Here is a 12,639-nt window from a genome sequence, read left to right on the forward strand (position 1 = left end):
ACAATCGAATGCGCAATCATCTGCGCTGTAATAGTTGTCAGGCATTATAGAAGCTGCTGCGCAGGTAGTGGCTGCGCACGTGACGGAAGCCCACCATCAGCAGCGCCGATGCCGGCAGCGCCAGCAGCACGCCGGCAAAACCGAACAGCTCGCCGAAGGCCATCAGGGCGAAGATCACGGCCAGCGGATGCAGGCCGATGCGCTCGCCCACCAGGCGCGGAGTCAGGATAAAACTTTCCAGCAGCTGGCCGACCGTATAGATGACGGCCACCCAGATCACGGCGCTCCAGCCGGCGAACTGCAGCAGGGCCGCCACCAGGGCCAGCAGCATGCCCAGGCCGAAGCCCAGGTAGGGCACGAAACCCAGCACCCCGGTCAGCACGCCCACCGGGAGCGCCACGTCCAGGCCGAGCACGGCCAGCGCCGCCGAGTAGTACACGGCCAGCACGATCATCACCAGCAACTGGCCGCGCAGGTACTGGGCCAGCAGCGCGTCGGACTCGCGCGCCATGCCGGTGACCTTGGCCACGTAGCGGCGCGGGATGGCGCCCTCGATGCGCGCCAGCAGGGCGTGCCAGTCGAGCAGCAGGTAGAACAGCACCACCGGCACCAGGGTCAGGGTGGCGATCCAGCCCAGCAGGGCGCTGCCGCCCACCCTTACCTTGGCCAGCACCGTGGCCCAGACGTCGTCGCCGCTGGCGGCCACCTGGCGCGTGAGGAGCTCGCGCAGGCCCTCGCTGTCGAGTTTCACATGGACGCCGTACTGGGCCAGCCAGGGCGAGAACATGGCGTCGAGCTTGGTGAAGAAGGCGGGAATCTTGGCCTGCAACAGGGGAATCTCGGCGCGCAGCACCGGCACCACGATCAGCACCAGGGCCAGCACGGCCAGGATGAAGGCGGTCAGCACGATCGAGACCGCGACCACGCGCGGCATATGGGATCTGCCCGTCCGGGCGCGGCTCAGGCGGTCGACGGCGCCGCCCAGCATGTACGCCAGGATGGCGGACGCCAGGAAGGGCGAGAGGATCGGCCCCAGGGTGTACAGCAACAGCGCCAATGCCAGCCAGAGCGCCAACCAGAATGTCGATTGCTTTTGCTCCGGGGTGAGGAAAAAGGGCATGCGATGTTGGTTTTATTGGGTAAACGGGTTGGAAGAGGGCCGTTTTGTTAAAATAGCGGATTGACCAGTTTGGTCTGCCGCCTTCTATTTTACCGCCTCCGCTGCCAAATACCATGAGCCAACCATCTAATGTTTCTCTCTCCTACCGCGACGCGGGTGTCGACATCGACGCCGGCGACGCCCTGGTCGAAGCAATCAAGCCGTTCGCCAAGCGCACCATGCGCGAGGGTGTCCTGGGCGGGATCGGCGGCTTCGGCGCGCTGTTCGAGATCAGCAAGAAGTACAAGGAACCGGTCCTGGTATCGGGCACCGACGGCGTCGGCACCAAGCTGAAGCTGGCCTTCGAGCTGAACCGCCACGACACGGTCGGCATCGACCTGGTCGCGATGAGCGTGAACGACATCCTGGTGCAGGGCGCCGAGCCGCTGTTCTTCCTCGACTACTTCGCCTGCGGCAAGCTGGACGTGCCGACCGCGACCGACGTGGTCAAGGGCATCGCCCAGGGCTGCGAGCAGGCCGGCTGCGCCCTGATCGGCGGCGAGACCGCCGAGATGCCGAGCATGTACCCGGACGGCGAATACGACCTGGCCGGCTTCGCCGTCGGCGCGGTCGAGAAGTCGCAGATCATCGACGGCACCAGGATCGCCCCCGGCGACGTGGTGCTGGGCCTGGCCTCGTCGGGCGCGCACTCGAACGGCTACTCGCTGGTGCGCAAGATCATCGACGTCGCCAAGCCGGACCTGGAAGCCGACTTCCACGGCCGCAAGCTGGCCGACGTGCTGATGGCCCCGACCCGCATCTACGTCAAGCCGCTGCTGGCGCTGATGGCGGCGATGGAAGTGAAGGGCCTGGTGCACATCACCGGCGGCGGCCTGGTCGAGAACATCCCGCGCGTCCTGCAGGACAATCTCACCGCGGTCCTGGACGGCAATTCCTGGACCATGCCGCCGCTGTTCCAGTGGCTGCAGCAGCACGGCGGCGTCGCCGACGCCGAGATGCACCGCGTGTTCAACTGCGGCATCGGCATGACCGTGATCGTGGCGAAAGAGAACGCGGATGCGGCGATGGCCCAGCTGCAGGCGGCGGGCGAGACCGTGTACCGTATCGGCGAGATCCGTGCGCGTGCGGAAGGGCAGGCGCAGACGGTTGTCGAATAGGTCGGTTGTTTTCGGCTGATGGAAAACGGGCGCCCTTGGGCGCCCGTTTTGTTTCGCTAGAGTCCACGCAGTGGAACTTAGGTTCCCGCCTTCGCGGGAATGACGTGCATGCGCTAGTGGCAAACTGTAAAACCGTCATACGCGCCACTGGCGCCTACCACTTCCCGCGCAGGCGGGAACCCAAGTTTGCCAGCAGACAGCTAGCTCAGCGCCCAGCCCCGCCGCCAATATGCCTGTCCAGGAACCTCTCCACCCGCCCCCAGAAATCGACCCGGTTCTTCGGCAGCGACCAGCCGTGTCCTTCGTCCTGGTACTCGATCCACTCCACCTGCTTGTTGGTGCGCTTGACCACGTCGCGGAACTTGGTGCCGTGGTACATCGGCACACGCTTGTCCACGCCGCCGTAGGCCAGGATCAGCGGCTGGGTGATGCGGGCCGCCTGTTCGATCGGAGACGTCGCCTTGAGCTGGTCCGCATCCTTGACCTGGTCGCCGACCAGCACCGGCATGCCGTACTTCTTCCAGTCTTCGCCGAGGTCCGAATCGAAACTCCAGTGGCCGTCGTACATCAGGTTGATGTCGGTGACGCCTACCCAGTTGACGCCGCATCGGTACAGGTCGGGGTCGCGCACCAAGCCCATCAGCGTCGCGTAGCCGCCATAGCTGGCGCCGGCGATGCACACGCGCTTGGGGTCGATCGTGCCCTGCGCTGCCGCCCAGCGCACGCCGTCGGCGATATCGTCCTGCATCGCCAGGCCCCACTGCTTCCAGCCGGCGCGGTAATGCGCCTGGCCGAAGCCGCGACTGCCGCGGAATTCCGGTTCCAGCACGGCATAGCCGCGCGAGGCCAGGAACTGCGACTGCGGATTCCAGCCCCAGACGCTGCCGCGCACGTAGGGACCGCCGTGGACCAGCACCACCAGCGGCAGGTTCTTTCCACCGCCCGGAGGCAAGGTCAGGAGACCGGGGATCTCGCGGCCGTCGCGCGCCTTGTAGCGCACCGGTTCCTGGCGGCCCATGCGTTTCGGATCGATGCCGGGATAGGTGTCGCCCACCTTGCTCAGCTTGCCGGTCTGGAGGTGGTACAGGAGCCAGGTCAGCGGCTGGCGGTCGGAATAGGCGCGTACCAGCACCCACGGCGCATCCGCGTTGGCGGCCACCGACAGCAGGTTGACGGTGCCGGGCAGCACGGCGTCGATCTTCTTCTGCAAGGCCTGCATGTCCGGATCGAGCCAGACATTGCCGCGGGCGTCGGTGGTCATCGATACCCCGAGCAGCTTGCCGCGGCGGCTGATCAGGTCCCCGTTGAAGTCGTAGCCTTCCGCCACCACGACCGGCTGGGGATCGACCGTCGCTGTCTTGAGGTTGAAGGTATGCAGCGCGGCCAGGTCCTTGCCGCCCGAGGCGCGCACGTACAGGGTGCCGTCGCTGCCGAAACCTTCCGGCATGAAGGCGCCGGGATTGTCGCCCCAGGTGGCGAAGCTGGCGAGGCTGCGCCACTGCTTGCCGGCCTGGTCGCGGAGATACACGGTGGTGACGCCGTCCTTCGAGCCCATGGCCAGGCGCGGCTCGCCGGCATTGTCGAGGAGCCAGTAGTTGACGGGCGCCGGGCGCTGTACGGTTTCGCTCTGGCCGGTCAGGGTATTCAGGCGCAGCAGGTCGACCGTATACAGGTCACCGGTGTCCCGGTAGCGGGTGCTGTACACGTAGACCCAATCGGAATCCTGCGCGCCGCGCTGGCCCGTCATGAAGGTATGCCAGGGCAGCATGCGGCTCTTGATGCTGCTGATCTCGGCCGACACGATGAATTCCTCGCCGCGGCGCGCGGCCAGCTGGCGCATCCGGGAGCCGTCCCGGTTGACCGCATACAGGCCGCTGGCGAGCAGCTTGCCACCCGTGCCGACCTGCTTGTCCGTGACATCGAACAACAGGCGCTCGTCGTTGACCCATTCGAAACTCAGGATATCGACGTCCGCATAGCCCGCCACCACCTTCATGTCATGGGTCTGGAGGTCGATCACCGCCAGCACGTGGCGTCCGGCGCCGGTCCCCGACAGGGCGGCCAGGTAGCGTCCTCCCGGCGACAGGGCCGCGTCGTCGAGCTGCGGATTGGCGAAGAACTTCTCGATCGGCGGCAGGGCCGGCGCCTGGGCGCTTGCCGCCAGTGGCAGCAGCACGCCGCAGCAGGCGAGAAGGAGGGCGGCGAGGCCGCGCGAACGGGGGAAGGTCATCCTGGTCTCCAGTCGGTGCGCCAGCTGGGCGGCCGGCGCTTCATTGCATGCGTTCTGCACGGGCTTATTGCGGCGCCGCGCCCTTGCCGATGTGCTTGTCGAGGAATCGTTCGACCCGGTTCCAGAAGTCGACCCGGTTCTTCTCCAGCGACCAGCCGTGGCCCTCTTCCGGATACTCGATCCACTCGACCTGCTTGTTGGTGCGCATGACGGCGTCGCGGAACTGGGTGCCGTGGTTGATCGGCACGCGGCGGTCGACGCCGCCGTAGGCCAGCAGCAGCGGCTGGGTGATGCGGGCCGCCTGCTGGATCGGCGAGGTGGCCTTGAACTGGGCCGCGTCCTTGACCCGGTCACCGATCATGACCGGCATGCCATAGACCTTCCACTCCTCCCGCAGGTCGGACTCGAAGTTCCAGCCGTTGTCGAACAACAGGCCGATGTCGGTGACGCCGACGATGTCGATGCCGCACTTGTACAGTTCCGGATCGTTGACCAGGCCCATCAAGGTGGCATAGCCGCCGTAGCTGCCGCCGGCGATGCAGACCCGCTGGGAGTCGATGATGCCCTTGTCCACCGCCCAGCGCACGCCGTCGGCGATATCGTCCTGCATCGCCAGGCCCCATTGTTTGAAGCCGGCCTTGAAGTGCTTGATGCCGAAGCCGGTGCTGCCGCGGAATTCCGGCTCCAGCACGGCATAGCCGCGCGAGGCCAGGAATTGGGAAGCCGCGTTCCAGCCCCAGGAATTGCCTCGTACGTAAGGACCGCCGTGCACCATCACTACGAGGGGCAGCTTGCCGGCCCTGGCGCCGGCCGGGACGGTCAGCAGGGCCGGAATCTCGAGGCCGTCGCGCGCCTTGTAGCGTACGAACTGCTGGGTGCCCATTTGCGCAGGCTGGATCGCCGGGCGCGAGTTGCCGACTGGGTTCAACAGCCCGGTGCTCTTGTCATACACGAAGTAGCTGGTCGGGATCCTGTCGGAGTAGGCCATGACCAAAACCCGAGGCGAATCCGCCTGCGCAGGCACGCTGATCACGTTGACGGTGGCCGGCAGCCGCTTGTCGACCGCAGCCTGGACCCGCTTCATCTCCGGATCGAACCATTCGTTCGAGACGGCGTCGGTCCGGAAGCGCACGCCCAGCGTCCTGGTGCGGTTGGTCACCAGGCCGCCGTCGAAGTCATAGCCCTTCACCGACACAACCGGTTCCGGGTTGATCTTGCCGGTGCCGAGATGGAAGGTGTGCACGGCGGTCGTGTCGCCGTTCGTGCGCGCCTCGACGAACAGGGTGCCGTCCGCGCCGAAGCCGAGCGGGGCGAGGGCATCGCGGCCGTTGCCAAAGGCGGGATAGCTGGCCAGGGTCCGCCATTCCCCGCTCGCCGGTTCGCGGTAATGCAGGGTAATCGTATCTTTCTCGAACGACGAGGCCACGCGCGGCTCGCCCTTGTGGTCGAGGAGCCAGCCTTGGACCTTATTCGCCGGGCGCGGCACGGACTGGGCGAAGCCGGTCCGGGTGTGCAGGCGCAGCAGCTCGACGCTGTGCACCTTCTGGCTGGTGTCCAGCACGATGCTGGAGACGTAGGCGTAGTCGGAGTCCTGCGCGCCGCGCTGCCCAAGCAGGAAGGTATGCCAAGGCAGCAGCTTGCGCCCCTTGCCTTCGCCTTCGGTCCTGCCGGCCATGGAACGCTCGGCCAGCTTCACCAGGTCGCTGCCGTCGCGGTCGACCGCATACAGGCCAGGCGCAAAGCGCATGTCGCCCGGCCCGACACCTTTCTCCCGCGTGTCGAAGATCAGGCGGTCGTTGCTGACCCATTCGAAGCCGCCGACGTCGCCGTCGCTGTAGGAGGCGACGATCTTGGCGCCGTTGGTCTGCAGGTCGATCACGGCCAGGTAGTCGCGCCGGCCAGGGGCGCTGGCGCGCACGGCCAGGTTGCGGCCATCCGGGGACAGCTTGACTTCGCCGAACGGAGAGCCGGTAAAGAAACTGGAGACTGGCGGTGGCGAGGCGGGCGCCTGGGCGAGCGCAGCGGGAGCGCCGCACAGGACCAGTGCCGCCAGGGCGGCGGCGCGCAGGGCGCGTGTAAGGACAGGCATCGTATTTCCGTAAGAGTGTAGTTATTCTGCCGATGAGGGCTCGGCGAGAATAACATCTGCATGCCTGCGCAAATCTCCTCAAATCTAACGGGTTGACCGCATTCGCGTCCTTATTCCGGCGTGCGGATGTAATCCACCATGCCGGCGCTGTTGCGGCTCGGCGGCGCCGTCGCCAGGCTGACCACGACGATCGCCAGCAGCCCGGCCGGCACCCCGAATACCCCGGCCGCCGTCGGCATGATCCCGAGCCAGGCCCCGTCCGCGCTGCCGCCCAGGGTCGGGCTGGCGCGGAACATGTAGTAGAGGCAGACCGCGAAGCCGGCCGCCATGCCGGCGATGGCGCCGCTGTGGTTGGCCCGCTTCCAGAACACGCCCAGCACCAGCACCGGGAACAGGGTCGAGCCGGCCAGCGAGAAGGCCGCGCCCACCAGCGACAGGATGTCGGCCGGCTTCTGCGAGGCCGCATAGGCCGCGATGAAGGCCACCGCCAGCAGCAGCAGCTTGGAGATCGTCACCCGCTTCTGGGTCGAGGCGCCCGGGTCGACGATCTTGTAGTAGACGTCGTGCGACAGCGCGTTGGAGATCGCCAGCAGCAGGCCGTCGGCGGTCGACAGGGCCGCCGCCAGGCCGCCCGCCGCCACCAGGCCCGAGATCACATAGGGCAGGCCGCCGATCTCCGGCGTGGCCAGCACCAGCACGTCGGCGTCGATCGCGATCTCGGCCAGCTGCACCACGCTGTCGCGGTTGATGTCGATCACGCTGATCAGGGGACTGGCCTTGTCCACATTGGCCCAATATGAGATCCAGGTGGGCAGCGAGGCGAAGTCGCTGCCGACCAGCGAGGTGTAGATGTCGTACTTGGCCAGCACCGCCAGCGCGGGAATCGTCAGGTAGACCAGCAGGATGAAGAACAGGGTCCAGAACACCCCGCTGCGGGTGGCGCCCACCGAGGGCGTGGTGTAGGCGCGCATCAGGATGTGGGGCATGGCGGCGGTACCGAACATCAGGCAGAACACCACCGCCAGGAAGTTGTTGCGCTGGCGGTCCGATTCTTCCCGGGTGGCGCCCGGGAAGGGCGTGGCATGCGGCACCGGCGGGCGGGCGCGCGCCAGGTTGGCGTCGCGCAGCTCGGTCCACACCGCATGCGCCTCGTCCGGCGAACTCGGGTAGGTGTTCAGCTCGCGCTCGGCTTCGCGCACTTCGTTCAGCGAGGCGTTGCGGGAGCGCGCTTCCACCAGCCGGCGCTGGGCCTCGATCTTGCCCGCTTCCCACGACGCCGGCAGCGCCCCCAGGCGGGCGCCGTATTCCTCGGCGCGGCGGCGGAACTCGGCGCGCACCTGCTCCTCGCGCGGATCCTTTTCCAGCTCGTGCTCGCGCGCGGCCAGCTTGGGCAGCAGCTTGCCGTAGGCGACCTGCGGCACCGGGTTGTCGGCATGCTTGGCCGACAGCCAGATGGTCGGGATCAGGAAGGCCACCAGCAGGATGATGTACTGCGCCACCTGGGTCCAGGTGATGGCGCGCATCCCGCCCAGGAAGGAACACACCAGGATGCTGGCCAGGCCGAGGAAGATGCCGACCGAGAAATCGACGCCGGTGAAGCGCGAGGCGATCAGGCCCACCGCGTAGATCTGCGCCACCACGTAGGTGAACGAGACGATGATGGTCGCGCCCACCGCCACCGCGCGCACCGCGGCGCCGCGTCCGTCCGCGCCGCCGCCGTAGCGCGCCGCCAGGAAGTCGGGGATGGTGTACTGGGCGAAGCGCCGCAGGTAGGGGGCGATCAGGAGCGCCACCAGGCAGTAGCCGCCGGTCCAGCCCATGATGTAGGCCAGGCCGTCGAAGCCCTGCAGGTAGAGGCCGCCGGCCAGGCTGATGAAACTGGCCGCCGAGATCCAGTCGGCGGCCGTCGCCATGCCGTTGAACATGGCCGGCACGCGCCGCCCCGCCACGTAGTACTCGGTGACGTTCGAGGTGCGGCAGATCACCCCGATGATGGCGTACAGCAGGATGGTGGCGAACATGAACAGGTGCCCGATCCACAGGCGCGGCATGCCTTCCTGTTCCAGCAGCGCCACCGCCGCCAGGAACAGGCCGAAGCAGCCGGTGTACCACAGGTAGTAGCGGCTCAGCTTCTTGAAGTAGGACGGGGCTGCGCTCACAGGCCCTCCAGTTCCGCGGCGTAGCGGCGCTCCAGCCGCCGCATGCGCCAGGCGTACACGCCGATGGTGGCCAGCGACAGCAGCGAGGCGCCTTGCGCGGCCATGTAGAAGGACAGGGGCCAGCCGAACAGATACACCTCGGCCAGTTCGCGCGCGAAGAACACGGTGCCGAAACCGGCCACCAGCCACAGGGCCAGCAGGATCGCCGTCAGGCGCCGCGTGCGCCGCCAGTGCGCGTCGCGCGCGTCCAGGATGCGGCGGCGCCTGGCCATGCCGGCGTCTTGGGTGGAAGGCTCGTCAGGGGGCGTCGATGGCGTCATGGGCGGGAGGCGGGAAGGTCAGCCGGAACAGGCTGCCCGGGTATTTTTTGGAATGGCTGCGCGGATTATTGAAGATGTCGATCTCGGCGCCGTGCTGCTGCGCGATCTCGCGCACGATGGCCAGTCCCAGGCCGCTGCCCTGGGTGTTGCTGCCCAGGATGCGGTAGAAGCGCTCGAACACGCGCTCGCGCTCGGCCGGCGCGATGCCGGGACCGGTGTCCTCGACCTCGAGCTGGGCGCGCTCGTCCTCGCGGCGCACGCGCACGGTGACGCTGCCGCCGGCGGGGGTGTAGCGCAGCGCATTGTCGATCAGGTTCGACAGCAGTTCGCGCAGCATCATCGGGTTGCCGGCGATGTGGATGGCTTCCTCGGGCGGCTCGAAGCCGAGGTCGATCTGGTGCGCGAACGAGGCCTGCACCCAGTCCTGCACGGTCTCGCGCGCCACGCGCGGCAGGTCGACCTCGCCGAAGGCCAGGCCGGCCTGGGGCTGGTTCTCGGCGCGCGCCAGGGCCAGCAGCTGGTTGACCAGGCGGGTGGCCGATTCCGAGCTCTTGGCCACCTGCTCGAGCGAACGGCGGATCTCGTCCGGGTCGATCTGGCGCAGCGCCAGCTCGGACTGCATGCGCATGCCGGCCAGCGGCGTCTTCATCTGGTGCGCGGCGTCGGCGATGAAGCGCTTCTGCATCTCGATGGTCTGGGCCAGGCGTTCCAGCATGTCGTTGAAGGAGCCGACCAGCGGCGAGATCTCTTCCGGCACCTGGCGCGGATCAATCGGCGACAAGTCGTCCTGGGGACGGGCGCGGATGCGCTCCTGCAGGTCGGCCAGCGGGGTCAGGCCGCGCGACAGCGCAAACCACACCAGGGCCAGGATCACCGGCAGGATGATGAACTGGGGCAGGATCACGCCCTTGATGATTTCGTTGGCCAGGTGGGCGCGCTTGTCGAGCGTCTCGGCCACCTGTACCAATGCAAGCTCCGGCGCGGCGGCATCCGAGCGTTCGCGCAGCGGATCCAGGTTGAGGTAGGAATACGCCACCCGCACCGGGATGCCGTGGAAGCTGTCGTTGCGGAAGGCCACCGCGCCGCCGCGCGCCGCGTCGTCGGCGCTGCCGGGTTTGGGGCGCGGCAGGTCGCGGTCGCCGTCGAGATGTTCGCCGGCCGGGCCGTTGATCAGGAAGTAGACGCTGTCGACGTCGTCGGCGCGCAGGATGTCGACCGCGCGCGCCGGCAGTTGGGCGGTGACACGCCCGTCCACGCTGCGCACCTGCTGGCTCAGCACTGTCACCCGGTCTTCCAGCGCGTCGTCGAAAGGCTGGTTGGCGATCGACTTGGCCACCAGGTAGGTGATCGCGATGCTCATCGGCCACAGCAGCAGCAGCGGGGCCAGCATCCAGTCGAGGATTTCGCCGAACAGCGAGTGGCGGATGTTCTCGTCCGGCTCGGGGTTGGGCGGGACGTAGAGCGGCTCGGCCGGCTCGTCGTCGAGCCCGGGACCGAACCCGGAGGTGAGCTCGCCCTCGCGGTCGTTCACTTGTTCTCTGCGCCGGGCGGCGCCGTGCGCGGCGCCTCGCTGAATTTCTCGAGGCAGTAGCCGAGGCCGCGCACGGTGGCGATGCGCACGCCGCCGACCTCGATCTTCTTGCGCAGGCGGTGCACGTAGACCTCGATCGCGTTGTTCGAGACTTCCTCGCCCCATTCGCACAGGTGGTCGACCAGCTGCTCCTTCGACACCAGGCGGCCGGAGCGCGCCAGCAGCACTTCGAGCAGGCCCAGCTCGCGCGCGGACAGGTCGAGCATCTGGTCGTTGATATAAGCGCTGCGGCCGACCTGGTCGTAGACCAGCGGGCCATGGCGCACCACGGCCGGGCCGCCGCCGGCGCCGCGCCGGGTGAGGGCGCGCACCCGCGCCTCGAGCTCGGACAGGGCGAAGGGCTTGGCCATGTAGTCGTCGGCGCCCAGGTCCAGGCCCTCGACGCGCTGCTCGACCGAGTCGGCGGCGGTGAGGATCAGCACCGGCAGGTGCGAGGCGCGCGCGCGCAGGCGCCGCAGCACCTCCAGGCCCGACATCTTGGGCAGGCCCAGGTCGAGGATGAGCAGGTCGAACTCCTGCGTGGACAGCGCGGTGTCGGCATCCTGGCCGTTCTTTACACAATCGATGGCATAGCCGGATTGGCGCAGGGAGCGCGTCAGCCCATCGGCAAGTACGCTATCATCTTCGGCGAGCAAAATTCGCATGGGGCACCTCGGGAAAACCGTTAGACCTTCAACAAGTCCGTATTGTGTTTGATTTGTCGCAACAATGCGAGTCTTGACCGCGCAACAGGTACTCGTCATTTCACATTTTGTGCTTGCCAAAACCACTGGATTTTTATACAGTAGTGACTCTTGATTCGGGCCGTATCGACCCTACCTTGCCTACTCCACGATTGAAAGTACACCATGGACGACAAAAAACTCGCAGTAAACGCCTCTGAAAAAGGCAAAGCGCTGGCAGCCGCCCTGGCGCAAATCGAAAAGCAGTTCGGCAAGGGCTCGGTCATGCGCATGGACACCAATGCGCCGGTCGAAGAAGTGCAGACTGTTTCCACCGGCTCGCTGGGCCTGGACATCGCGCTCGGCGTCGGTGGCCTGCCGCGCGGCCGTATCGTTGAGATCTACGGTCCGGAATCGTCGGGCAAGACGACCCTGACCCTGCAGACCATCGCCCAGATGCAAAAGCTGGGCGGCACCTGCGCCTTCATCGACGCCGAGCACGCGCTCGACGTGGGTTACGCACAAAAGCTGGGCATCAACCTGTCCGAACTGCTGATCTCGCAGCCGGACACCGGCGAACAGGCCCTGGAAATCACCGACGCCCTGGTGCGTTCGGGTTCGGTCGACCTGGTGGTCATCGACTCGGTGGCGGCACTGACCCCGCGCGCCGAGATCGAAGGCGACATGGGCGATTCGCTGCCGGGCCTGCAGGCGCGACTGATGTCGCAGGCGCTGCGCAAGCTGACCGCCTCGATCAACCGCACCAACACCCTGGTCATCTTCATCAACCAGATCCGTATGAAGATCGGCGTGATGTTCGGCAGCCCGGAAACCACGACCGGCGGTAACGCGCTGAAGTTCTACGCCTCCGTGCGCCTGGACATCCGCCGTACCGGTTCGATCAAGTCGGGCGACGAGGTGATCGGTAACGAAACCAAGGTCAAGGTCGTCAAGAACAAGATCGCGCCGCCGTTCAAGGAAGCCCACTTCGACATCCTGTACGGAGAAGGCACCTCGCGCGAAGGCGAAATCCTGGATCTGGGCGCCGACAACAAGGTCGTCGAGAAGTCGGGTTCCTGGTACAGCTACGGCGGCGAGCGTATCGGTCAAGGCAAGGACAATGCCCGCCTGTTCCTGAAAGAGCGTCCAGCCCTGGCACGCGAGATCGAGAACAAGGTCCGCGCCGCCCTGGGTGTGCGCGAACTGCCGCCGGTTGCGAACGACGACGACAGCCGTCCGAAGCTCCAGGCTGTTGGTGAGTAATTAATCGGCAGGACGGGCCGGCAATCGATCGCCGGTCCCGTCCCGCCG

The 12,639-nt window shown here is 66.9% G+C and carries 9 protein-coding genes; 2 read left to right on the top strand and 7 right to left on the bottom strand.

Annotated features, from left to right (window positions below):
• Positions 1-37: 37 nt before the first annotated feature.
• Positions 38-1,120, bottom strand: a complete 1,083-nt coding sequence (locus V7778_RS07750; protein ID WP_335553452.1) for an AI-2E family transporter — start codon at positions 1,118-1,120, stop codon at positions 38-40.
• Positions 1,121-1,233: 113 nt separating this feature from the next.
• Here V7778_RS07750 and purM point away from each other — a divergent pair, with 113 nt between their 5' ends.
• Positions 1,234-2,277 (top strand): phosphoribosylformylglycinamidine cyclo-ligase, encoded by a 1,044-nt coding sequence (gene purM / locus V7778_RS07755; RefSeq protein ID WP_335553454.1) that lies wholly within the window; start codon positions 1,234-1,236, stop codon positions 2,275-2,277.
• A 205-nt stretch (positions 2,278-2,482) separates the two neighbouring features.
• On the opposite strand, the gene V7778_RS07760 is transcribed toward purM, so the two are convergent.
• The 6 genes from V7778_RS07760 to V7778_RS07785 form a co-directional block, all read right to left on the bottom strand.
• Positions 2,483-4,507: a S9 family peptidase gene (locus V7778_RS07760; RefSeq protein WP_335553456.1), complete on the bottom strand. Its 2,025-nt coding sequence runs from the start codon at positions 4,505-4,507 to the stop codon at positions 2,483-2,485.
• Between the two features lie 64 nt (positions 4,508-4,571).
• Complete coding sequence (locus tag V7778_RS07765; RefSeq protein ID WP_335553458.1) at positions 4,572-6,596, bottom strand: alpha/beta hydrolase family protein; 2,025 nt, start codon at positions 6,594-6,596, stop codon at positions 4,572-4,574.
• Between the two features lie 110 nt (positions 6,597-6,706).
• On the bottom strand, positions 6,707-8,755 hold the full coding sequence (locus tag V7778_RS07770) for a sodium:solute symporter family protein (RefSeq protein ID WP_335553460.1): 2,049 nt from the start codon (positions 8,753-8,755) through the stop codon (positions 6,707-6,709).
• The gene (locus tag V7778_RS07775; protein WP_335553461.1) at positions 8,752-9,027 is read right to left on the bottom strand and encodes a DUF4212 domain-containing protein; all 276 of its coding nucleotides are present in this window, start codon (positions 9,025-9,027) and stop codon (positions 8,752-8,754) included. Before V7778_RS07775 ends, V7778_RS07770 begins: the two co-directional genes overlap by 4 nt.
• Before the next feature lie 25 nt (positions 9,028-9,052).
• Complete coding sequence (locus V7778_RS07780; RefSeq protein ID WP_335553463.1) at positions 9,053-10,606, bottom strand: sensor histidine kinase; 1,554 nt, start codon at positions 10,604-10,606, stop codon at positions 9,053-9,055.
• Entirely contained in the window at positions 10,603-11,310 is a 708-nt protein-coding gene (locus tag V7778_RS07785) for a response regulator transcription factor (RefSeq protein WP_335553465.1), read from the bottom strand. The genes V7778_RS07780 and V7778_RS07785 overlap by 4 nt, the downstream gene beginning before the upstream one ends.
• A gap of 204 nt (positions 11,311-11,514) precedes the next feature.
• On the opposite strand from V7778_RS07785, the gene recA reads away from it, so the two are divergent.
• Complete coding sequence (gene recA, locus V7778_RS07790) at positions 11,515-12,591, top strand: recombinase RecA (RefSeq protein ID WP_335553467.1); 1,077 nt, start codon at positions 11,515-11,517, stop codon at positions 12,589-12,591.
• Positions 12,592-12,639 lie beyond the last annotated feature (48 nt).

Origin of the sequence: Massilia sp. DD77 (assembly GCF_036961685.1) — a bacterium.
Lineage (GTDB): Bacteria > Pseudomonadota > Gammaproteobacteria > Burkholderiales > Burkholderiaceae_D > Telluria.

Bases quoted from the DNA above. Each gene is read 5' to 3' on its own strand.
- V7778_RS07775 (WP_335553461.1), bottom strand. From the start codon at position 9,027: ATGGCCAGGCGCCGCCGCATCCTGGACGCGCGCGACGCGCACTGGCGG.
- V7778_RS07785 (WP_335553465.1), bottom strand. From the start codon at position 11,310: ATGCGAATTTTGCTCGCCGAAGATGATAGCGTACTTGCCGATGGGCTG.
- purM (WP_335553454.1), top strand. From the start codon at position 1,234: ATGAGCCAACCATCTAATGTTTCTCTCTCCTACCGCGACGCGGGTGTC.
- recA (WP_335553467.1), top strand. From the start codon at position 11,515: ATGGACGACAAAAAACTCGCAGTAAACGCCTCTGAAAAAGGCAAAGCG.
- V7778_RS07750 (WP_335553452.1), bottom strand. From the start codon at position 1,120: ATGCCCTTTTTCCTCACCCCGGAGCAAAAGCAATCGACATTCTGGTTG.
- V7778_RS07760 (WP_335553456.1), bottom strand. From the start codon at position 4,507: ATGACCTTCCCCCGTTCGCGCGGCCTCGCCGCCCTCCTTCTCGCCTGC.
- V7778_RS07765 (WP_335553458.1), bottom strand. From the start codon at position 6,596: ATGCCTGTCCTTACACGCGCCCTGCGCGCCGCCGCCCTGGCGGCACTG.